The organism is Bradyrhizobium nanningense (assembly GCF_004114535.1).
GTDB lineage: Bacteria > Pseudomonadota > Alphaproteobacteria > Rhizobiales > Xanthobacteraceae > Bradyrhizobium > Bradyrhizobium nanningense.
Map to the genome: position 1 here is coordinate 43,589 of NZ_LBJC01000031.1, position 20,126 is coordinate 63,714.

The window sequence follows — 20,126 nt, forward strand, 5'->3', positions numbered from 1 at the left end:
CTGTTTCGCCAAAGACTAGGATAAATGCGAACAGCGCGCGGACTGTGTGCGATGAGTCACGCGCCTGCTCGCTGCGACTCGGGGCTGCCGTCCTGTCGGCTTCACGGCCGGCATCGGCAATCTATTTCCTGTTCTCCTCGCAGAACTTCAATGCGGCTAGCGCTTCGCCTGCGCGCGGTATCTGCATCTCGATACTGTCGTCATCATCGTCCTCGAAGTCGAGCGTGAGGCGCTTGGCCTTCGACAGGCGGTCCATCATCGACTGGTCGTACTCGAAGATGCCGCGCACGGTGGTCTTGTCCATGACCTCCCACTTCGCTTTCTTCATGATATCCGCATCGTCAGTGCCGACATCGGCCCGGAGGATCTCGCCGGTCGTCTCCCACTCCCAGCCGTCGTAGATCATCACGATCACGATCGCCTTCTCGGAATAGGTGATCACGATGACGTAGTCGCGGTTCTCGTCATCCTTGTCCTTGTAACCCCGGCTCGCATTGCAATGGGTGTCCTGCGTCCGCTTCTCGATGGTCCAGTCGCCGACCCTGGATTGTTGCGCAAGTGCCGGCCCAGCGCCCAGGACTCCCGCGGTCAGCAAGACGGCGAGAAGGAATCGTTTCATGTCGGCCTCCAGCGCGTTCCCCGGGCCGAGATGACCACCTCTGCGGGAGGGCCGCAAGGGTCCGCGCCAGCTGCAAGACGTGCCTGGATCCTTATCCGGCCCCGGCATTGGGTGCGGCCGCAGCGCACAAACCTGCCCCCTGGGTTCCGCGCGAAACCCCATTCCCCACGCGACGAAACACCCCTGAAACAGATCGCCGGTTAAGTGGTTGTCAAAACAAGTACAGGGACGGCCACCATGCAATTTCTTCTCGACCTGATCTACGAATATTCCTGCTGTCAAAACCTCGTCGCCCAGCCGCCACAGGAGGACGAGCTATGATCGAGCTGATCTCCGCCCTTCTCGCCCTTTGCAGCGTCGGCGTTTTTGCGGCGCACGCGCTGGATGCGTACCGCACCACGCATTACTGACCGCTTCGGTTCTCCGGCGCTAGAACGGCCGCCGGTAGAAATGCTCCGAATGCGTTGCCGGCGGAAACCGGTTGGCAAGCGCCAAGGCTCCCTTCTCGTCCGTCTCGAGCGCGATCTTCTGCGCCAGCATCACATCGCCGGGCACCAGAAAGCCTGACGGGACGAAGCACCAGCCCATCGTCGCATGCCCGGCCTCGTCGATCTCGTGGACATTGGCGGCCGTGCCGTAATGAATACGGTAGGTCTTGCCGGTGTCACAGCCGACCACGTCGAAGTACCGGTGCTCTTCGAACTGCGCGCGCTGCGCCGGCGACAGCCATTCGGCCAGAAGCCGACGGCCCCGGGCATCCGGCGTGTTCTCGCCGAAGAACCGCCGATAGAGTTCACGCAGCGCATGCAGACGCGCACGCGCCGGCGCGCGGAGCCAAACTGCCGCGATCATGAGCAGCTCAGATCAGCCGCCGACCAGGCGCGGGTAGAACAGCGTTTCCTGCGCGGTCGGATCGAACGATCTGATGCGGGTGACTTCGCCAGGCCCGGTTCGCAGGGCGGCGGTGAAGCCGGCGCCGGTCAGCTCCCGAAAGCGTCGTTCGGCTCGCGCCAGCGCTTCGGCATTGCCAGGATCAAACTCGTGGCGCGTATCGCCCGTCTGGTCCATCACGATCTGGGTTGCCATGTTGAGTCTCCTCATGCCCAGCCCTGAATCTGATCAAAGCAAACGTCGTGCCGTCGGTTCCCGATAGCAACAACTTTCTCGCGCCAGCGCATCACGCCTTGCTGAACAAGAGCGTTTTCGAGCGAAGTGGACGCCGGTTCGCGTAAAGAAAACGCGCCAAAACAAGAATCGAGAGCGCCGAAACGGGGCTCTCGTCAGCGCAAGGCGGCCGCCCCTCCGCCCTCGTCGATCTGCCGGCCCATCAGCGCGATCGCCTTCTGATAGACGCCGGCCGCATTCCAGGCCTCGATGGCGGCGAAATTCGGCTCGCCCGGCTGGTATCCCGCTCCCGCGCGCCAGCCATGGGCCTTAAGGAAATTCGCCGTCGAGTTCAGCGCATTGGCGGCCACATCGAGATTGCCGGTGCCGTAGGCCAGGATGTTCTTGGGCATGAACTGGGTCTGGCCGACCTCCCCGTGCATGGAGCCGCGGGTCGCCCCCGACAGCGTACCGCGGTCGATCAGCTTCAGGGCGGCATAGAGCTGGTCGGTGAAGAATTCGGGACGGCGGCAGTCATAGGCCAGGGTTGCGATCGACGACAGCATGTTCTGGTTGCCGCGTTGGCTGCCAAAGCCGGTCTCCATGCCCCAGATCGCGATCAAGGGTCCGGGCGGGACGCCGTAGCGCTGCTGGATGGAGGCGAACAAGGCAGCCTGCGACTGCTTGAGCTGCCGCCCCTTGGCGACGATGGTGGTGGCGCCGCGCTTGGCGAGGAACTGGTCGAGCGTCAACGAAAAGCTGCGCTGGCCGCGGTCGGCGGCGATGGTGGCACTGGCGTAGTTGGCCTGCATCAAGGCCGAGAGCGCGGTCTGACCGATGCCCTTGCCTTGCGCCTCCGAGCTGAACTCGCGCTTCCAGGCCTCGAAGCCGCCGGGCCCGTTGCCGCAAGTGGCGGCCTCGGCCATGGACAGAGAGAGTAGCAGCGCGGTCGCGCCAATCACCGCCGTTGCGACTGTCCTGCCCTTGATCATTGCGCGTTCCTTTTGCTGCTGCGCGACCGGCTCGCGCGAGCGCATGATCCTACGTCGGTTGCCATCGCTCAAGTCCCGACGGCACCAATCAATCCGGTCAAAGCCCTTGACACCAGCGGTCACGCCTCATCCGTTCCCAGCAGGAAATCCACCATGATGCTCTGATGCCGCTGGTACATATCCGTGCCGGTCGCCGTGACACAGCCGAGCATTCGGGCTGCTGCGATGAATGGCGAGACCTCGGGCCTGGTGATGACGCAGCCGCAATAGGCCGACGGCGCGAGTCGCGCGACGTCGACCGGCAGCGGATCGCCTTCTTTCATCCCCGCGGGCGTCGCATTGGCGACAAAATCGAAGCCGGCAGGGTCCATGGTGCCGGCCCGCACCGACGCCTTGCCGAGGGCGTTGAGCCGGCCGATCAGCGCGTCCCGGCGCCCGGCCAGGCCGTCATGAATGGCAAGCTCGCTGACGCCGGCCTCCACCAGCTCGAGTGCGATCGCCGATCCCGCACCGCCTGCGCCGACAAGCAGCGCCCGCATGCCTCTGGGATCGATCCCCTTCGCCCGCGCCGCACCGAGGAAGCCGAGACCATCCACCATGTCGCCGTGCCACGAGCCATCGGCGCGCCGCCGCATCAGGTTCACGACACCCAGGAAATGAGCGCGATCGGTCGCACTCGTGCAGGCCTGGTAGCAGGCGAATTTATGAGGGATGGTCACGACGATGCCGTCGAGGTTCTTCAGGCGCGCCGCGACCGAAAGGAAATCGGGCAAGTCCGCTGGCGCGACCTGAACGGGCATGAGAATGCCATCGTGCCCCCGCGCGGCAAAGGCGGCGCTCACGCCTGCCGGCGAGCGCACCTGCGCGATGGGATCGCCGACAATGACGTAGAGCCGTGTCGCACCTGTTGGGGCAGGAATCATGCCGTTCGAGCCGGAGCTGGGGAGCCGTCTCCCGAGGTCAGTTCGAGTCCATCCAGATTGCCTTCCTTGCGCCATTTGTCGAGCAGCCGCAGGAACGCCACCGGCCCGCGCCAATATTGGCTGTTTCTCGCCGCGATCGGATCGAACACGCCTTCGTTATTGTAGTAGCCGGGCGTGCATTCCGCGAGATAGGTCTGCCGGCCGATCGCGGCCTTGACGACCTCGTCGACCCAGGCATTCTCGGCGGCGAGCGTCGGCTCCAGCGTTCTGGCGCCGCGCTTGCGTGCCTGATCGATGACATAGGCGATGTGTCGCGACTGCTCGTCGATGATATGCGGGAAGTTGGCGCTCTGGCCGGCCTGCACCGTGACGATCAGGAAGCAATTCGGGAAGCCGCGGCTGTAGAAGCCGTGCATGGTCTTGACGCCGCCCTGCCAGCGCTTGGACAGGCTCATGCCGTCGCGGCCATAGACCTCAAAGCCCATGCGGCGGGCGTAATCGGTGCCGACCTCGAAACCGCTGGCGTAGATCAGGCAGTCGAGCTCGTAGGCCCTGCCGCCAGCTACCACGGCGTTTTCCGTAATGCGTTCGACACCCTGCCCTCTGGTGTCGACAAGATGCACGTTGGGACGATTGAAGGTGTCGAGATATTCGTCGTGGAAACACGGCCGCTTGCAGAACGCCTTGTACCAGGGCTTGAGCGCGTCCGCCGTCGCCTTGTCCTTGACGACCGCGTCGACGCGGGCGCGGATCTCCTCCATCTTGCGGTAGTCGGCCCGCTCGATGACCTTCAGCGCCTCTTCCAGCGAGGTCACCGGTTGCGGCTGACGGCGCGGCGCCAGCAGGATCTCGCCGAGCAGACCGGTCCAGCCATCCTGCACCAGATCCCGCTCGAACGGCTCGCCTGATATCACGGCGGTGAAATTGTCCATGCGCTCGCGCTGCCAACCGGGCTTGAGGCCCTGCGTCCAGCCCTGATCCGTCGGACGGTCGTCGCGCACGCCGATCGCGGACGGCGTGCGCTGGAAGACATAGAGCTCTTTCGCCGAACGGCCGAGATGCGGCACGCATTGCACGGCGGTGGCGCCGGTGCCGATGATGCCGACGCGCTTGTCGGCAAGTCCGGTCAGGCCGCCATCGGCGTTGCCGCCGGTGTAGCCGTAGTCCCAACGGCTGGTATGAAAGCTGTGGCCCCTGAAGGTTTCGATGCCGGGAATGCCCGGCAGCTTCGGCCGGCTGAGCGGACCTCCCGCGAGAATGACGAAGCGTGCGCGGATCTGGTCGCCCCGATCGGTCTCGACCAGCCAACGCGCCTCCCGCTCCTGCCACACCATCCGCGAGATGACGGTCTGAAACAGCGCGCGCTCGTAAAGACCGAAATGACGGCCGATGCGGCGGGAATGCTCATAGATCTCCGGCGCCCGGGCGTATTTGCGCACCGGCATGTAGCCGGTCTCTTCCAGCAGCGGCAGATAGATGTAGCTCTCGGTATCGCAGGCAGCCCCGGGATAACGATTCCAGTACCAGGTGCCGCCGAAATCGGCGGCCTTTTCCACGATGCGGAAATCATCGATGCCAGCCTCGCGCAAGCGCGCGCCACAGAGAAGCCCGCCGAAGCCGCCGCCGACGACCAGCACCTCGGTCTCTTCACTGACAGGTGCGCGCGCAAATCCCGGATCGGCCCAGGGATCGTCAAGGTAGCGACCGAAATCGCCTGCGACCTCGACATACTGAGCCTTGCCCTCGGCACGCAAACGACGATCGCGCTCGTCGCGATAGCGCGCGCGGAGCGCCGCAATATCGACGGTAGGTTCGCCGGCTGTACCGGTCTTGTGTCTTTCCGCTGACATGCATTTCCTCCACGGAGAACGCTGCTTCGCCGGCAGCTCACTCACGTTAGCCCTGAAAAAGTGACGCATGCAATCACGTCCAACGCTTTTTGCGTGAACGCCGCGCGGCGTTCCGCTAACCTGAAGCGCAAATCGCAAGCGTACGCCACGCAACGACGTGGCTTCCGGAGGAGACCATGCAGGGATTGATGATGGACATGCCGCTTCTGATCAGCGGCCTGATCCAGTATGCCGCCGATTATCACGGCGAGGCCGAGATCGTCGCACGCGAGATCGAGGGCGACATTCATCGCTATACCTATGCGGACGCCCACCCGCGCATCAAGCGCATGGCGCTGGCATTGAAGCGGCTCGGTATGAAGCAAGGCGACCGCGTCGGCACACTCGCCTGGAACACCCACCGTCATTTCGAGATGTTCTACGCGGCGCCCGGCATGGGCTATGTGCTGCACACCATCAACCCGCGGCTGTTTCCCGAGCAGCTTGTTTACATCATCAACCACGCCGAAGACCGCCTGCTGTTCATCGACCGCGCCACGCTGCCGATCGTCGAGGCGATCGCGCCGCAGCTCAAGACGATCGAGGCCTATGTCGTGATGTCCTCGCACGAGCGGATGCCCGAGACGAAGCTAAAGAACGTGCATTGCTACGAGGAGCTTCTGGCACGCGAGAACGACGCCGGATTCACATGGCCCGAGTTCGACGAGAAGTCTGCATCGACCATCTGTTACACCTCGGGCACGACGGGCAACCCGAAGGGCGTCATCTATTCGCACCGCGCCGCGATCCTGCAGACCATGACTTGCTGCAATTTCGACTTCCTGCCGGGCCATGTCGAAGGCGTGCGCGAGGTGATGATGCCGATGGCGCCGCTGTTCCACGGCAATGGCTGGAACATGCCGTTCACCGCGCCCTATACCGGCTCGAAGCTGGTGCTGCCCGGCCGCAACTACGAGCCCGACAAGCTCTATGAATTGCTCGAGGGCGAGAAGGTGACGCTCTCGGCCGGCGTACCGAGCTTCTGGCTGATCCTGCTCGACTGGCTCGGGCGCACTGGCAACAAATTCTCGACACTGCGCGCAACGCTGTCGTCGGGCTCGGCCCCGCCGCGGGCGATGGTCGAGAAGCTGAAGCGCGAGTACGGCATCGACTACATCCAGGCCTGGGGCATGACGGAGGCCCTGGGCTGCTCGATGCCGGGCTTGCGGCCCGGCTCGGAGCACCTCACAGAGAAGGAGAAGTTCGATCGGCGCCAGGTGTCCGGCCGCGCCTGTTTCGGCACCGCCTTGCGCATCGTCGACGACGCCGGAAACGAGCTGCCGCGCGACGGCAAGACCGTCGGTCATCTGCGCGCCCGCGGCCCCTGGGTCGCCTCCGGCTATATGAAGCTGGACGAAGGTCTCGACCGCGACGGCTGGCTGATCACTGGGGACATGGCGGTGATCGACCCGCAAGGTCACGTCACGCTGACCGACCGCTCCAAGGACGTGATCAAGTCCGGCGGCGAATGGATCTCCTCGATCCAGCTCGAGGACGTCGCACTGTCGCATCCCGATGTGCTTCAGGCCGCGGTGGTCGCGATCAACCATGAGAAATGGCAGGAGCGCCCCCTCCTGCTCGTCGTCCGCAAGAAGGGCGCGACCGTCGACGGCCAGACGCTGCTCGAGCACATGCGCCCGAAGATCGCGAGCTGGTGGATGCCGGACGCCGTCGAATTCCTCGACGAGTTTCCAATGACGGGGACCGGCAAGGTGCTGAAGTCGGCTCTGCGCGAGAAATTCAAAGAGTATCGCGTCGCGTAAGCCACCGCGCCCAAAAAGATTCCGTGCATCGATCGAGGAAGCCAAAGATGCTCTACCCGATGTCGCCGAAGGTCGTCGAGCTCAAGCGCAAGCTCGAAAGCTTCATGGACCGGCACGTCTATCCGAACGAGGAGCGGTTCTATCGCGAGGCGGAAGAGCTGGGCCCCTGGAAGGTCTATCCCATCGTCGAAGAATTGAAGCCGCTGGCGCGCGCGGAAGGCCTCTGGAATCTGTTCCTGCCGGAATCCAGCCATGGCGCGGGCCTCACCAATCTCGAATATGCCCCGCTCTGCGAAGTGATGGGCCGCTCGCATCTTGCGCCCGAGGTGTTCAACTGCTCGGCGCCCGACACCGGCAACATGGAGGTGCTGGAGCGCTACGGCACCGAAAGGGACAAGGAGCGCTGGCTGAGGCCGTTGCTCGCGGGCGAAATCCGCTCCTGCTTCGCCATGACGGAGCCTGCGGTCGCATCGTCCGATGCGACCAACATCGAAAGCTCGATCGTGCGCGACGGCGACCATTACGTCATCAACGGGCGCAAATGGTACACGACCAACGCGACCGATTCCCGCTGCAAGATCTGCATCTTCATGGGCAAGACAGACCCTGACAATCCGGACCGGCACAAGCAGCAATCGATGATCCTGGTGCCGATGGACACGCCCGGCATCGAGGTGAAGCGCCCCCTGCCGGTGTTCGGCTTCTACGGCGTGCCCGATCGGGCTTCCGAGGTCGTCTTCACCAATGTGCGGGTGCCTCGGGAGAACATGTTGCTCGGCGAGGGCCGCGGTTTCGAGATCGCGCAGGGCCGCCTCGGGCCCGGCCGCATCCATCATTGCATGCGGCTGATTGGATTAGCCGAACGCACGCTGGAGAAGATGTGCCGCCGCGTCCGCAGCCGCGTCGCCTTCGGCAAGCCGGTCTCCGAGCAGACGGTGACGCAGGAGCGCATCGCGGAAGCCCGCATCATGATCGAGCAGGCCCGGCTGCTGACGCTCAACGCCGCCTATGCCATGGACACGGTCGGCAACAAGGTGGCGAAGAGCGAGATCGCCATGATCAAGGTCGCCGTGCCCAACATGGCCTGCCAGGTCATCGACTGGGCGATCCAGGCCCATGGCGGCGGCGGCACCTCCAACGATTTCGGCTTGACGCAGGCCTATGCCACCGCACGCCTGCTGCGCCTCGCCGACGGGCCGGATGAGGTTCACCGGAACCAGATCGCACGCATCGAGCTGAAGAAATATTCGAACGCGTAGGGCGACGGTGCCCTCTTCCGCAAGGGGAGAGGGCACCGCAATGCACAGCCCTCAATTCACCACATAAACGTCGGGATCGGCGCTGGAGCTCGGCTTCTTGAAGGCGTTGCGCAAGGCGGACGACATCGGAACGTTATAGTTGAGCCCGTTCGGCGGCGTCGGCGATTGCAGCCATTTCTTGTAGAGCACCTCGATCTCAGGGCTTGCGTAGAGCTCCGCGGTGGCGCGATCGGCGAGCGCCTTGAACGGCGCATCCTCCCGCCTCAGCATGATGCCGTAAGGCTCCGGCTTGGAGAACGCCTCCTCGCTGATCATGAAGGCCTGCGGCTCCTTCGAGCGCGCGATCGCGACCGCGAGCTGTACGTCGTCGAGGGCGTAGGCCTGGGCGCGATCGGTCTCCAGCAGCAGGAAGGCCTCGGCCTGGTCCTTGGCCGGCATGATGTTGATGCCGAGATTGCGCTCGGTGTTGACCTTGGCGAGCTGCGTCAGGTTGACCGAGCCGGCCACGGCCGTGACCGCCTTGCCTTTGAGGTCGTCGATGGTGTTGATCTTCGCGGCCTTCTTGGCGGCGAAGCGCGTCGCGCTGAGGAAATGCGTGTTGGTGAAGGCGACCTGCTTCTGGCGGTCGGCGTTGTTGGTGGTGGCCGAGCAGTGCAGATCGAGCGTGCCGTTGACCATCAGCGGGATGCGGTTCGACGAGGTCACGGCGAGCGTGTCGACGGCGATGTCGGGCATGCCCAGCTGCTTCTTCACGGCCTCGACGATCCTGAGGCAGATGTCCATGGCAAAGCCGACCGGCTTTTGGTTGCCGTCGAGATAGCTGAACGGGACCGAGGCCTCCTGATAGCCGAGCGTGATCTTCTTGGTCTCTTTGACCTTCTGGAGGGTACCCGACAGATCTTCGGCCGAGGCTGCACTCGCAAGACATGTCAGGGCCAGGATAACAATAGGTAGACGCATCGGCTGCTCCTCGAGGGGGCTGGCGCCTCCATGCCGGGCGCAAGCGCGGAATTTGATAGCGCGGCCTCGCTCCAGCCGCCAGATGTGCTTGCGCCTATCAGCTATCGCAGCCTTTGATATGAAGAGTGGCCCTTACGCGTCGATGCCGCGCTGGACCAGGATGCGCTCGGCACTGTCGTTCCAGACGTCCATCTTGGTGATCTTGCCATTGCGTACCACGAAGCGGTCGACGTAACGGTTGCCCTCGAACGGAGTGCCATCCATCCATTCGCCGTAGAGCGTGCCGACGCTGTAAACTACGGTCTCGCCGTCGCCGGGGCAGACGTCGAACCGGTCCATCCTCTTCTTGACCCAGCGGTAGCGCTTGGCGTTAAAAGCGGTCGGGCCGCGCGGATGATCGAACGTGCGCCCGCCGGTGAAGGTGATCACGGTGCCCGGCGCCATATAGGCCGCTGCAGCGTCCGGATCGGGAATCATCGAAGCCGTGAGATAGGCCTCGACGATCGCAGCGTCGGACAATTGAGCGTTTTCGGCTCTTGCGGCAACGGACATGGCTGACTCTCCGGCGGATTCGCGGAATATTACGGCCACACGCGCGAAATCCGTGCATATATTTTGAACATTTGCCTCGCTACACTGCCGACAATCTGGAGCCGCCGATCCCGGCTGATTGCTCTAAATTACGTCCGCAAGAGCCATGATCACCCAGCCCGCCTTCGACCTGATCTTCCGTAGCGCATTGTTGCGATCATCCGCCACGCCCGTCGATATCGGCATGAAAGGCGGCCGGATCGCCGCGATCGAGCCAAAGCTCGCCTGCGAAGCGGTCGAGGTCGATATCGGCGGGCGTCTAACCCTGCCCGGCTTCGTCGACACCCACATCCATCTCGACAAGGCCTGCCTGCTCGACCGCTGTGGGCATGATCACGGCAGTCTCGGCGACGCTATCCGGGCGGTGTCGGCGATGAAGCGCGACTTCACCGTTGAGGACGTCTACGCCCGCGGCGCCAAGGTGCTCGAGCGCGCGATCGTGCGCGGCACGACGCGCATGCGCACGCATGTGGAGATCGATCCACGGATCGGCCTGCGCAGCTTCGAAGCAGTGAAGGCGCTGAGGCGCGATTACGCCTGGGCGATCGACCTGTCGCTCTGCGTCTTCCCGCAGGAAGGCCTGACCAACGATCCCGGGGCTGAGGACCTGCTGATCCAGTCCTTGCGCGACGGCGGCGACGTGATCGGCGGCTGTCCTTATACCGACACCGATCCGGACGCGCATCTCGAGCGCATCTTCGATCTCGCGCAGAAGTTTGACGTCGATGTCGATCTTCACCTGGATTTCGATCTCGATCCCTCCTGGTTCCACCTCGACGAGGTCTGCCGGCAGACCGAGCGGCGCAACTATCACGGGCGGGTCACGATCGGCCATGCGACAAAGCTCTCGGCCCTGCCGCCGGAGCGAATGAAGGCTGCCACCGCGCAACTGACAAGAGCCGGCGTCGCCGTCACCGTGCTGCCGGCGACCGATCTCTATTTGATGGGGCGCGAGGCCACCCACAACGCGCCGCGCGGGCTGACACTCGCCCACAAGCTCGCGGGCGATGGCGTCGTGTGCTCGGTCGCGACCAACAACGTGCTCAATCCCTTCACACCGTTCGGCGACGCCTCGCTGCTGCGGATGGCGAACTTCTACGCCAATGTCGCGCACGCCTCCGTGAACGATTTCGACACCTGCCTCGATCTCGTGACCGAACAGCCGGCACGGCTGATGAACCTCGACGATTACGGCATCAAGGTCGGCAATCCCGCCGATCTCATCGTGCTCGATACGCAAGACAGCCGCTTCGCCGTCGCCGAGCTGCCAGACATCATGATGGGCTTCAAGCGCGGCCGGCAGACCTTTGAGCGGCAGCGGCCCGTTCTGTTCCGGCCCGGGAGCTGATCGCGTTTCCAGCCGAAACTCCAATGGTAAAATCGTGGGGAAACGCGGCCGATCATCGGGCGTTTCGCGCTGATTTTGCCGCGGATCTTTCCTCAAATCCGAGTCCGGTAGAATCCCGGACCGTAGCTGCGCGCATTGCACAAGAGGCCGTCCGGATCATACTAAGGGGCGCTCTGAACCATCTGGGTTCAGTGGGGAAGTCTGTCTATGTTCAGCGCATTCAGCAGCAACGATTATCGCTCCAATCGGGCCAACACGCCTGCGGAATCGGCCGTCAAACGATTGAATGGAATCGGCGAAGTCCTATCGAGCCTCGATATCTCGGCGATCCACACGCAGGACGACATGACCCGCGCGCTCTGGACGCTCGATACCGCCGACAAGTGCATCCGCATGATCCTTTCGGAGTTTCGCACGGCGCCTGCCAAGGAGCAGGTCGTCCGCAAGGCCAAGAGCCTGATCGGTCTGATCGAGCTCGCCCGCGACGAAATCTCGAACTATCGCGACGACGGCAGGGTGTTGAGCTGAACGCACGCGTTCGGCGTCAGCGCTTGATCTTCGCCAGTATCCGGTCTGCCTCGGTACGCCAATCAGCGCTGCGGGCGAATTCCTTGGTGCCCCTGGCGCCGAACAGCCCTTCATCGGCGAGGTCAGCCACCCACGCCTGCCGTTCAGCAGTGCCTTGCGCGGACCATGGTGTCAGTCCCGCCTCACGTACGGTCTCGGCAACCTCCCGCACTTCCTCGGCACGCCGGCGTCCGTGCTCGATCACGCGCTGGAAGAAATAGGCGCCCTGCTTCTCCCAGTTGATCCCGGGAAACGTCTCCGCGAGCGAGGCCAGCACGGCATCCTCGACCCCATAGGCGCGCGCGGTCGTGAAACTCTCGATGACCATGGCCTCAAGACCCTTGATCATGATGCTGCGGCACATCTTCACCGCGGAGGACACACCGAGCTCGTCGCTCGCAACCTTCGCGGCAAAGCCGATCGCGTTCAAAAGCGGCTCGATCTCCCTCGCGCCGGGACCGCCGAGCAGCAGCGGCACCTTGATGCGATAGGGCGGCACCGAGGTCATCACCGCGCCCTCGACATAGCGACCGCCTCCGCCATCGATCAGGGCTGACGCACGCTGCTTGGCGCCGGGAGAGGCCGAATTGAAATCGAGGAACCAGGTGCCCTGGTTGATCGCGGCGGCACAGGCCTTTGCCACCGGCACGGCCTGGCTGGCGGTGACGGCGGAGATGATGAAGTCGCATTTCGCAGTCAGTTCGGCGTGCGAAACCGCGAGCGTCACACCGAATTTTGCCGCATGCTGCTTCAGCGAGGTACCCTGCTCGCTTCCGAGCTTGATGTCGTAGGCTAAGACCTTGATATCCTGCTGACGCAAATCCTCGGCCAGGATCCGGCCGACCTCGCCATACCCAACCAGCCCGATCTGCCAGCGCTTCGGATCGGCCATCAGTTCAATCCTCGTGTCGTCTCGTCGAACAGCTCCTCGACCGCATAGCGGCGCGGGATCAGCGCCTGCTGGAAGGCGTAGTCGACAATCAGCTCGAGCGGCTTCCTGTTGGCCTCGATCCCGAACGCAACGAGATCGGGTGCGGTCGCAAGCCCTACCTGCTCCTTGTTCCGCTTGAGCAGATCATAAACGCCCGCGACCACGTCAGGACGGGATTTTGCGAGCTGCTCGGTCACGACCACGAGATGATTGACGGGCACGACGCCGCGATGGGCATACCATTTGGCGGCCTCCGCGGCCGGATCGGGGAAGAGTGGTTTCAGCTTGGGATCGTTCGAAGTCTCGCCAAGCACGGCATCGAGCTCGCCGTCGAGCAGCATTTGCAGGATCTTCTTGTCCTTGGCCGCGCGCTCGGTGGTGTCGACATATTCCGCCACGTGCGGATCCTCGAAGGTGATCCAACGGATCTTGTCGAGGTTGACGCCGTAGTCGTTGGCGAGGATGCCCCTGATCCAGGCGCCGGTCGTCGTCGTGAACGACCGGATACCGACGCGCTTGCCTTCGAGATCGGACGGTCCGAACGATCCACGTGCAGGATCGTAGAGCGCATAGGAATGCTGGAAGCGCCCGAGCATGGCCGCCGGCAACAGGACCAGCGGCTTGCCATGCGCCTTCGCCATTAGAAAGGTGACGATCGCCATCTCGCAGACGTCGAAGGCCTGCTCCCTCACCATCGGCTTGAACGCGGTGTTGGTCGGCGTGTACTCGATGAAGTCCAGGTCGAAGAGGTCGGAGCGCAGCGCGCCGCTCTTCACCGCCTGCACATGGGGGTGACTGCCGAGCACGGCCTTCAGCTTGAGACGATCCATCCACCCGCTCCGCTTGTCTTCGCCTTAGACGTCCTCGGGATTGTCGACATAGACGAGCCCGGCCTTCGCCAGCGCCTCCCGCATGTTGTACATGTCGAGCCCGAGTTCGCCCGAGGCCAGGCGCTTGCGCTTGCCGCCCTCGTCCGCGTTGCGCTTCTTCGCCTTCTCGGCGACCTCGGCTGCATAACGCTTCGGCACGACGACGACGCCATCGTCATCGGCCACGACGATGTCGCCGGGGTCGACGTTGACGCCGGCGCAGACCACGGGAACGTTGACCGAACCGAGCGTGGCCTTGACGGTGCCTTTAGCCGAGACCGCACGCGACCACACCGGAAACCTCATCTCGTGCAGCGCCTTGACGTCACGGCAACCGGCATCGATGATCAGCCCTTGCACGCCGCGCGCCCTAAGCGAGGTCGCCAGCAGTTCCCCGAACATGCCGTCGGTATTGTCGGTGGTGCAGCCGACAACGAGGACGTCACCCTTTTTGCACTGCTCGACGGCAACATGGATCATCCAATTGTCGCCGGGCTGCGCCAGCACGGTGACCGCGGGGCCGGCAATCGCAGCACCGGGCCAGACTGGCCGCAAATATGGCTTCATCAGGCCGATGCGGCCATAGGCCTCGTGAACGGTCGAGACGCCATATTCCGCCATGCCGGCGGGATCGGCGCGCCTGATGTTGCGAACGACGACCGGCTTCATGCCAGCTCCTCCGCAACCGTCGGGAACAGGCGCTGATAGGCCTCGCCATAGGTCATGGGCACGCCGGTGTTGCGGCTGCCCTGGATGCCGCGGTTGAGCGCGACGCGCTCGTAATAGCCCCATAGATGCTTCTGCGCGGCCAGGATCTGGAACGCTTCGTATTTCTCCTTCCAGACCTCGTCGATCTTGAGCAGCAGATCCGGCTTGTAATTGCACTGCTCGGGCTGATGCGGCTCGAACAGGAAGACCGGCGGCGCGGAGTATTTGTACTGCGCGCCGGGCTTGTGGCCCATCGCCTGCGCGACCACGCGCGTCTCCTGCGCGAAATGCGCCGCGTTCGGATGGTCGAAATTATAGGGGTCCTCCAGCGCGTGCGTCAGCACGAAGCTCGGATTGAGCTCGCGGTAGATGTCGACCATACGGTCGAAATGCGCCTCGGTGAGCTTCAGTGGATAGTCGCCGCAGTCGAAGAACTCGATCTCGGCACCCAGCAGCTTCGCTGCGCGCTCCGCCTCGTCCTTACGCCCGGCCTTGACCGATTCCAGCGTCGCGCCCTTCTCCTTCCAGGCGAACTGGCTCTCGCCGCGCTCGCCGAAGGACAGGCAGACGATCTTCATGCGATAGCCCTTCTTCGCGTGCAGCGCGATGGCGCCGCCGGCGCGCCAGACGAAATCGCCGGGATGAGCGGTGACCACGAGACCTGTCTTCATGGGACGAATTCCCTCTTTCGTTCGTAAGCATCATAGGCTCCCTGCCTCATGCAGGCAGCAAGTTCCTCAAGCCATTGCGGCGGCTTGTTCCTCACCGTCGAGCACGCGTCTCAGCCGATCGCCATCGAGCGCCCCTTCCCATTTCGCAATCGCGATCGTCGCGACCGCATTCCCGATGAGATTAGTCGGCGTCAGCCCCTGCGACATCAGGCGGTGGATGCCCAGCACCAGCGCGACGCTCGTGACTGGGATGGTGCCGGTGGCAGACAACGTCGCCGCCAGCACGACGAAGGCGGCGCCCGCGATGCCCGCCGCGCCCTTGGAGGTCACGAGTAGGATCAGCAGCAGCTCGATCTGCTCAGCGAGCCCGAACGGCGTGTTGGTTGCCTGCGCCAGGAACACCGTGGCCGCGGCGAGGTAGAGGCAGGTGCCGTCGAGATTGAAGGAATAGCCGGTCGGGATCACCAGTCCGACCACGCTCTTCTCGCAGCCGGCCTTCTCCAGCTTGATCAGCATCCGCGGCAGCACCGTCTCGGACGACGTCGTGGCGATGCAGATCAGCAGCTCCTCCCAGATGTAGCGAATCAGTTTCACCAGCGAAAAGCCGCAGAGCCGCGCCACCGGCCCGAGCGCCACGACGATGAACATCACGCAAGTCAGATAGAAGCCGCCCAGCAGTTTTCCGAGCGAAGCCAGCGAGCCGACGCCGAACTTGCCCACCGTGAAGGCAATGGCCCCGAACGCGCCGATCGGTGCCGCCCACATCACGAAGCCGACGACCGCGAACACCATCTTTGCGGCGATATCGATCAGATGGACCAGTGGCGCGCCGTGCTTGCCGAGCTGCACCAATGCAAAGCCGCACAGCACGGAAATGAACAGCACCTGGAGAATGTTGCCTTCGGCGAAGGCGCCGATGAAGGTCGCAGGCACGATGTTCATCAGGAACGGCACGAAGCCGATCGCACCGGTCTGCTTGACGTAAGGCTCGATCGCGCTGGCATTGATGCTGGCGGGATCGATGTTCATGCCGACGCCGGGCTTGAGCAGATTGACCGCAATGAGGCCGATGATCAGCGCAATCGTGGTCATGATCTCGAAATAGACGATCGCTTTGACAGCGACGCGCCCGACGCGCGCCATATCGGCCATATGGGCGATGCCGTGCACGACGGTGCAGAAGATGATCGGCGCGATCAGCATCCGGATCGCCTTGATGAAGGCGTCCCCGAACGGCTGCATCTTGGCGCCCGTCTCGGGACTGACGATCCCAAGGGCGATGCCGGCCGCCATGGCGATCAGCACCTGGATCCAGAGCTCCTTCCACCAGGCGCGCCCGCTCGGCTTGTCGACCGAGAGCGCCGTCATCGGTCGAACTCGAACAGGCGCGCGGGATTATCGACGAGGATCTTCTGCTGAAGCTCCGGCTCCGGCGCGAGCAGCGGGATCAGATCGACCAGGTCGCCGTCGTTCGGCATCGCCTTGACGTTGGGGTGCGGCCAGTCGGTGCCCCAGATGACGCGGTCGGGCGCGGTCTCGACGATCTTTCGTCCAAACGGCACCGCGTCGGTGAACGGCGGGCCGGCCGAGGACACCCGCTCCGAACCGCAGATCTTGACCCAGCATTTCTCGTCGCGCTGCATCAGCTCGATCAGGATCTTGAACGGAAGTTGGTCGAGCCCGTCGGAGGCCTTTACCCGCCCCATATGGTCGATCGTGTAGCTCAGCGGCAACTTTGCCAGCATGTCGGCATAGTCCGGCAAATCGATCGCGTCGAAATGCAGGTCGACGTGCCAGCCGAGCGGGCTGACCATCGCGATGACGCGATCGAACACACCCTTGTCGGGCACGCCGCCGAGATGGCGGACGAAATTGAAACGGCAGCCGCGGAAGCCGCCCTCGTGCAGGACGCGAAGCCCGCGCTCGGTGATGGTGTCGTCGATATTGGCGACAGCACGATAGGCGCCGTTACTCTGCGCGATGGCATCGAGCGCCACACTGTTGTCGGTTCCGTGTACGCTGGCGTTCACGATGACGGCCCGCTCGACCCCGAGCTTGGCATGCAGGATGCGAAAATCCTCGAGCGGCGCGTCCGGCGGCGTGTAGGAACGATCCGGCGCATAAGGATATTTCGCGCCGGGCCCGAAGATGTGGCAATGCGCATCGCAGGACAGCTTCGGCAGCTTGAACCTGGGCGTGCGCGTGTTCGGATCCGGCGGCGGAATAGTCGGCGTGTACATCATCGTCATCAGCTGAACTTGAACAGGCGGGCGGGATTGTCGACCAGCAGCTTCTGCCGGATCTTTGCGTCGGGCGCGTAGAGGGGAGGCCGGTGATCTTGACCCAGCACTTTTCGCCCTTTTTCTGAAGGTCGAGCAGCGCTGTGAAGCCGGGATCGTCAAGACCTTTCGCAGCCTGCACCGTGCCCATGTGATCGATCACGTAGGGCGTCGGCAGCGCGGTGAGGACGGGCGCGAATTCGGCAATCGTGCCCGGCTCGAAATAGACGTCGATATGCCAGCCGAGCTCCGCGACGCGGTGCACGATGCGCTGGAACTTGTTCATGTCACCGACGCCGCCGAGGCGCTTGAGGAAGGCGAAACGGCAACCGCAGATGCCGGCCTTGTCGAGCGCCGCCAACTCCTTCTCGGTCATCTCGTCATTGACGTTGGCAATGCCCTTATAGGCACCCTCGCTCTGGGCGATGGCATCGGTGACGACGCGATTGTCGGTGCCGTGCACGGTGGCATTCACGATGACGCAGCGCTCGACACCGATCTTCTCATGGACGCTGCGGAACGCCTCCAGCGGCGCATCAGCCGTGTTGTAGGGACGCTTCTCCGCGAACGGGTAACGCGACGCCGGGCCGAAGATGTGAGTGTGGCTATCGCATGATTTTGCCGGCAGCTTGAACGACGGCATCTTGGGACTCGGATCCGGCGGGGCGATCGTCGGCATGGCTTTCGGCCCTGCGCCTTGCGCGCGCGCTTCGCTCGCGAGCGCGGCGCCCGCCAACCCGGTCAAGAGATGCAAGCACTCCCGCCTGTTCATGTTTCCATCACCCCGTGACATCGTCCGCCTGCGAGCGGAAGCGCCGTTACGCGCCTCCCCTCGGGTGGCTTCTTTCAAGTCTTGCTGCTGACGACCGGCCGCCGACGCGCCGGCGCGGCATGATCGAGCGGCGGCGCCTGGAACGAGGCAACCGTCGCCTGCACCAGTTGCTCGATGGCACCCGCGGCATCGCCGCCGTCGGCCTCGCCGCGCGACAAGCGCGAAACGCGGTCCGGCGTCACCAGCGAATAATAGAGCGCGCCGAGCAGGAAGTGGCTGCGCCAGACGATGTCGGTGCGCGGAATGTGCGGCAGGCTTTCGTGGATCGCATCGATGAAGGCGTGGCTGGTATCGTCAAAAGTCTGCGCGATGATCTTTCGCGCGACCTCGTTGCCTTCCGCCGACATCACGGCGCGCAGCCGCGTGAAGCGCGCCCCGCCGCCGGCGAGATCGCTGCCGGAGGTGAAGGCCGGCACCACGTAGGCGCGCACGATCGCTTCCAGCCGGTCCTGGAGATCGCGCACGCGCTTAGCTGCCGCGAGCAGCTCCGAACGGCGCAGATTCATCGGCCCGCAATGGCGCCGATAGATCTCCAGCAGCAGACCGTCCTTGGTCTTGAAATGATAGGTCACGCTGCCAGGATTGGCCCCGGCGGCTTGCGCGATGTCGCGCACCGAGACGGCGTTGAAGCCGTTGGTGGCGAATAGCTCCTCGGCCGCGGCGAGGATTGCCTCGCGCATATTCGGCTTACGGGCCGTTTCCTTGCTGGTGGGCTTGCGTACCATGTGATTTGTACTATCGTACAAAAGATCAGGTCTCGTCAACAAAAACCATGGGCGGCGTCCAAGCGGGCCGGAAGACCGACGGCAAGCACGCAAACGCCCTCAAGGAGTGCTGGGAAATGTTGGGTTTGAACAAGACGATCGGCGGTTTGGTGCTGAGTGCCGGTCTGCTGCTGGGCGGCGTCGCGCAGGCCGCCGACAATTATCCGAGCAAGCCGGTCCACATTCTGGTCCCCTATGCGGCCGGCGGCGCGGTCGACGTGCTCGCGCGCACGCTGGGCCAGGCGCTGGCGAAGACCTGGGGTCAGCAGCCGGTGGTCGACAATCGCCCCGGCGCCGGCGGCATCGTCGCCTCGCAGGCGCTGACGCAGGCCGCGCCCGACGGCTACACGCTGATCCTGGTGGCGAGCGGCCATCCGCTCAACCAGTTCATCTATCCGAGCGTGCCCTACGACACCTTCAAGGACTTTACGGCCATCACGGAAGTGGCTTCCTCTCCGCTCGCAATCGTGGTGGCGAAGGACAGTCCTTACAAGGCGCTCGGCGATCTCCTCGTTGCAGCAAAGAAAGAGCCGGACAAGCTCTCCTATGGCATGTCCGGCAACGGCACCTCGGCGCATCTCGCCGGTGAACTGCTCAAGCACATGTCGGGCGCCAGGATCGTCGCAATCCCCTACAAGGGCGGCGCACCGGCACTGACGGCAGTGATATCAGGCGAGATCCCGCTCAGCATCAATCCGCTCGCCGAAGCGATCGGCCAGCTCGAAGGCGGCCCGGTGCGCGCGCTCGCGGTGACCTCGGCCGAACGCTCCAAGGCCCTGCCGAACGTTCCGACCGTCGCGGAGTCCGGCGTGCACGGCTATGACGTCTCGGTCTGGTGGGGCGTGCTGGGCCCGGCCAAGATGCCGCCGGAGATCGTGGCGAAGCTCGAGACCGATCTCAAGGCCGCGCTGCAGGATGCGAATGTGCTGTCGACGCTCGGCAAGATCGGCGCAACTCCGGTCGGCTCGTCCGCCAAGGATTTCGACGCCTATATGCACGCAGAGGCGACGAAATGGGAGCCGGTGCTGAAGGCGGCCAATATCCGCGCGCAGTGAGA

General features: G+C 63.9%; 20 protein-coding genes and 1 pseudogene. 5 read left to right on the forward strand and 16 right to left on the reverse strand.

What is annotated here, in order from left to right:
• Positions 1 to 121: 121 nt before the first annotated feature.
• The 6 genes from XH84_RS26245 to XH84_RS26270 form a co-directional block, all read right to left on the reverse strand.
• The gene (locus tag XH84_RS26245) at positions 122 to 619 is read right to left on the reverse strand and encodes an invasion associated locus B family protein (RefSeq protein ID WP_128922380.1); all 498 of its coding nucleotides are present in this window, start codon (positions 617 to 619) and stop codon (positions 122 to 124) included.
• A gap of 429 nt (positions 620 to 1,048) precedes the next feature.
• The gene (locus XH84_RS26250) at positions 1,049 to 1,471 is read right to left on the reverse strand and encodes a hypothetical protein (RefSeq protein WP_128922381.1); all 423 of its coding nucleotides are present in this window, start codon (positions 1,469 to 1,471) and stop codon (positions 1,049 to 1,051) included.
• A gap of 12 nt (positions 1,472 to 1,483) precedes the next feature.
• The gene (locus tag XH84_RS26255) at positions 1,484 to 1,705 is read right to left on the reverse strand and encodes a hypothetical protein (RefSeq protein ID WP_007592399.1); all 222 of its coding nucleotides are present in this window, start codon (positions 1,703 to 1,705) and stop codon (positions 1,484 to 1,486) included.
• Between the two features lie 194 nt (positions 1,706 to 1,899).
• Positions 1,900 to 2,715 carry a lytic murein transglycosylase gene (locus XH84_RS26260; RefSeq protein ID WP_128922382.1) on the reverse strand — a complete coding sequence of 272 codons (816 nt, stop codon included), beginning with the start codon at positions 2,713 to 2,715 and terminating at the stop codon, positions 1,900 to 1,902.
• Positions 2,716 to 2,834: 119 nt separating this feature from the next.
• Entirely contained in the window at positions 2,835 to 3,638 is an 804-nt protein-coding gene (locus XH84_RS26265; protein WP_128922383.1) for a shikimate dehydrogenase family protein, read from the reverse strand.
• Positions 3,635 to 5,488, reverse strand: a complete 1,854-nt coding sequence (locus XH84_RS26270) for a flavin-containing monooxygenase (protein WP_128922384.1) — start codon at positions 5,486 to 5,488, stop codon at positions 3,635 to 3,637. Before XH84_RS26270 ends, XH84_RS26265 begins: the two co-directional genes overlap by 4 nt.
• Before the next feature lie 176 nt (positions 5,489 to 5,664).
• Between XH84_RS26270 and XH84_RS26275 the strand changes: the two genes are divergently transcribed.
• Both XH84_RS26275 and XH84_RS26280 read left to right on the forward strand, forming a co-directional pair.
• A complete protein-coding gene (locus XH84_RS26275; RefSeq protein ID WP_128922385.1) occupies positions 5,665 to 7,290 on the forward strand; it encodes a long-chain fatty acid--CoA ligase in 1,626 nt (541 codons plus the stop codon).
• Positions 7,291 to 7,337: 47 nt separating this feature from the next.
• Positions 7,338 to 8,549, forward strand: coding sequence for an acyl-CoA dehydrogenase family protein (locus XH84_RS26280; RefSeq protein ID WP_128922386.1), 1,212 nt, complete (start codon positions 7,338 to 7,340; stop codon positions 8,547 to 8,549).
• Positions 8,550 to 8,600: 51 nt separating this feature from the next.
• Here the strand turns inward: XH84_RS26280 and XH84_RS26285 are convergent, their stop codons facing one another.
• Positions 8,601 to 9,509, reverse strand: a complete 909-nt coding sequence (locus XH84_RS26285) for an amino acid ABC transporter substrate-binding protein (RefSeq protein WP_128922387.1) — start codon at positions 9,507 to 9,509, stop codon at positions 8,601 to 8,603.
• A 132-nt stretch (positions 9,510 to 9,641) separates the two neighbouring features.
• On the reverse strand, positions 9,642 to 10,061 hold the full coding sequence (locus XH84_RS26290) for a nuclear transport factor 2 family protein (RefSeq protein ID WP_164936627.1): 420 nt from the start codon (positions 10,059 to 10,061) through the stop codon (positions 9,642 to 9,644).
• A gap of 145 nt (positions 10,062 to 10,206) precedes the next feature.
• Here XH84_RS26290 and XH84_RS26295 point away from each other — a divergent pair, with 145 nt between their 5' ends.
• Together XH84_RS26295 and XH84_RS26300 are read left to right on the forward strand one after the other, a co-directional pair.
• Complete coding sequence (locus XH84_RS26295; RefSeq protein ID WP_128922389.1) at positions 10,207 to 11,448, forward strand: amidohydrolase family protein; 1,242 nt, start codon at positions 10,207 to 10,209, stop codon at positions 11,446 to 11,448.
• Positions 11,449 to 11,655: 207 nt separating this feature from the next.
• The gene (locus XH84_RS26300) at positions 11,656 to 11,976 is read left to right on the forward strand and encodes a hypothetical protein (protein ID WP_128922390.1); all 321 of its coding nucleotides are present in this window, start codon (positions 11,656 to 11,658) and stop codon (positions 11,974 to 11,976) included.
• A gap of 16 nt (positions 11,977 to 11,992) precedes the next feature.
• On the opposite strand, the gene XH84_RS26305 is transcribed toward XH84_RS26300, so the two are convergent.
• From XH84_RS26305 to XH84_RS26340, 8 genes and pseudogenes are all read right to left on the reverse strand, one after another.
• Positions 11,993 to 12,907 carry a DUF1932 domain-containing protein gene (locus XH84_RS26305; protein ID WP_128922391.1) on the reverse strand — a complete coding sequence of 305 codons (915 nt, stop codon included), beginning with the start codon at positions 12,905 to 12,907 and terminating at the stop codon, positions 11,993 to 11,995.
• Positions 12,907 to 13,776, reverse strand: coding sequence for a substrate-binding domain-containing protein (locus XH84_RS26310; protein WP_128922392.1), 870 nt, complete (start codon positions 13,774 to 13,776; stop codon positions 12,907 to 12,909). Before XH84_RS26310 ends, XH84_RS26305 begins: the two co-directional genes overlap by 1 nt.
• 24 nt (positions 13,777 to 13,800) lie before the next feature.
• Complete coding sequence (locus tag XH84_RS26315; protein WP_128922393.1) at positions 13,801 to 14,484, reverse strand: 4-carboxy-4-hydroxy-2-oxoadipate aldolase/oxaloacetate decarboxylase; 684 nt, start codon at positions 14,482 to 14,484, stop codon at positions 13,801 to 13,803.
• Positions 14,481 to 15,194, reverse strand: a complete 714-nt coding sequence (locus tag XH84_RS26320; protein WP_080138122.1) for a PIG-L deacetylase family protein — start codon at positions 15,192 to 15,194, stop codon at positions 14,481 to 14,483. Before XH84_RS26320 ends, XH84_RS26315 begins: the two co-directional genes overlap by 4 nt.
• A gap of 66 nt (positions 15,195 to 15,260) precedes the next feature.
• Positions 15,261 to 16,562 (reverse strand): C4-dicarboxylate transporter DctA, encoded by a 1,302-nt coding sequence (gene dctA / locus XH84_RS26325; RefSeq protein WP_128922394.1) that lies wholly within the window; start codon positions 16,560 to 16,562, stop codon positions 15,261 to 15,263.
• On the reverse strand, positions 16,559 to 17,443 hold the full coding sequence (locus tag XH84_RS26330; protein ID WP_128922395.1) for an amidohydrolase family protein: 885 nt from the start codon (positions 17,441 to 17,443) through the stop codon (positions 16,559 to 16,561). The genes dctA and XH84_RS26330 overlap by 4 nt, the downstream gene beginning before the upstream one ends.
• Positions 17,443 to 18,245 (reverse strand): annotated as a pseudogene (locus XH84_RS26335) (amidohydrolase family protein). The gene XH84_RS26330 and the pseudogene XH84_RS26335 overlap by 1 nt, the downstream one beginning before the upstream one ends.
• A 74-nt stretch (positions 18,246 to 18,319) precedes the next feature.
• Complete coding sequence (locus XH84_RS26340) at positions 18,320 to 19,030, reverse strand: TetR/AcrR family transcriptional regulator (protein ID WP_128922396.1); 711 nt, start codon at positions 19,028 to 19,030, stop codon at positions 18,320 to 18,322.
• 116 nt (positions 19,031 to 19,146) lie between these two features.
• Here XH84_RS26340 and XH84_RS26345 point away from each other — a divergent pair, with 116 nt between their 5' ends.
• The gene (locus XH84_RS26345; RefSeq protein ID WP_128922397.1) at positions 19,147 to 20,124 is read left to right on the forward strand and encodes a tripartite tricarboxylate transporter substrate binding protein; all 978 of its coding nucleotides are present in this window, start codon (positions 19,147 to 19,149) and stop codon (positions 20,122 to 20,124) included.
• The last annotated feature ends 2 nt before the right edge of the window (positions 20,125 to 20,126 follow it).

Bases quoted from the DNA above. Each gene is read 5' to 3' on its own strand.
- XH84_RS26245 (WP_128922380.1), bottom strand. From the start codon at position 619: ATGAAACGATTCCTTCTCGCCGTCTTGCTGACCGCGGGAGTCCTGGGC.
- XH84_RS26250 (WP_128922381.1), bottom strand. From the start codon at position 1,471: ATGATCGCGGCAGTTTGGCTCCGCGCGCCGGCGCGTGCGCGTCTGCAT.
- XH84_RS26255 (WP_007592399.1), bottom strand. From the start codon at position 1,705: ATGGCAACCCAGATCGTGATGGACCAGACGGGCGATACGCGCCACGAG.
- XH84_RS26260 (WP_128922382.1), bottom strand. From the start codon at position 2,715: ATGATCAAGGGCAGGACAGTCGCAACGGCGGTGATTGGCGCGACCGCG.
- XH84_RS26265 (WP_128922383.1), bottom strand. From the start codon at position 3,638: ATGATTCCTGCCCCAACAGGTGCGACACGGCTCTACGTCATTGTCGGC.
- XH84_RS26270 (WP_128922384.1), bottom strand. From the start codon at position 5,488: ATGTCAGCGGAAAGACACAAGACCGGTACAGCCGGCGAACCTACCGTC.
- XH84_RS26275 (WP_128922385.1), top strand. From the start codon at position 5,665: ATGCAGGGATTGATGATGGACATGCCGCTTCTGATCAGCGGCCTGATC.
- XH84_RS26280 (WP_128922386.1), top strand. From the start codon at position 7,338: ATGCTCTACCCGATGTCGCCGAAGGTCGTCGAGCTCAAGCGCAAGCTC.
- XH84_RS26285 (WP_128922387.1), bottom strand. From the start codon at position 9,509: ATGCGTCTACCTATTGTTATCCTGGCCCTGACATGTCTTGCGAGTGCA.
- XH84_RS26290 (WP_164936627.1), bottom strand. From the start codon at position 10,061: ATGTCCGTTGCCGCAAGAGCCGAAAACGCTCAATTGTCCGACGCTGCG.
- XH84_RS26295 (WP_128922389.1), top strand. From the start codon at position 10,207: ATGATCACCCAGCCCGCCTTCGACCTGATCTTCCGTAGCGCATTGTTG.
- XH84_RS26300 (WP_128922390.1), top strand. From the start codon at position 11,656: ATGTTCAGCGCATTCAGCAGCAACGATTATCGCTCCAATCGGGCCAAC.
- XH84_RS26305 (WP_128922391.1), bottom strand. From the start codon at position 12,907: ATGGCCGATCCGAAGCGCTGGCAGATCGGGCTGGTTGGGTATGGCGAG.
- XH84_RS26310 (WP_128922392.1), bottom strand. From the start codon at position 13,776: ATGGATCGTCTCAAGCTGAAGGCCGTGCTCGGCAGTCACCCCCATGTG.
- XH84_RS26315 (WP_128922393.1), bottom strand. From the start codon at position 14,484: ATGAAGCCGGTCGTCGTTCGCAACATCAGGCGCGCCGATCCCGCCGGC.
- XH84_RS26320 (WP_080138122.1), bottom strand. From the start codon at position 15,194: ATGAAGACAGGTCTCGTGGTCACCGCTCATCCCGGCGATTTCGTCTGG.
- dctA (WP_128922394.1), bottom strand. From the start codon at position 16,562: ATGACGGCGCTCTCGGTCGACAAGCCGAGCGGGCGCGCCTGGTGGAAG.
- XH84_RS26330 (WP_128922395.1), bottom strand. From the start codon at position 17,443: ATGACGATGATGTACACGCCGACTATTCCGCCGCCGGATCCGAACACG.
- XH84_RS26340 (WP_128922396.1), bottom strand. From the start codon at position 19,030: ATGGTACGCAAGCCCACCAGCAAGGAAACGGCCCGTAAGCCGAATATG.
- XH84_RS26345 (WP_128922397.1), top strand. From the start codon at position 19,147: ATGTTGGGTTTGAACAAGACGATCGGCGGTTTGGTGCTGAGTGCCGGT.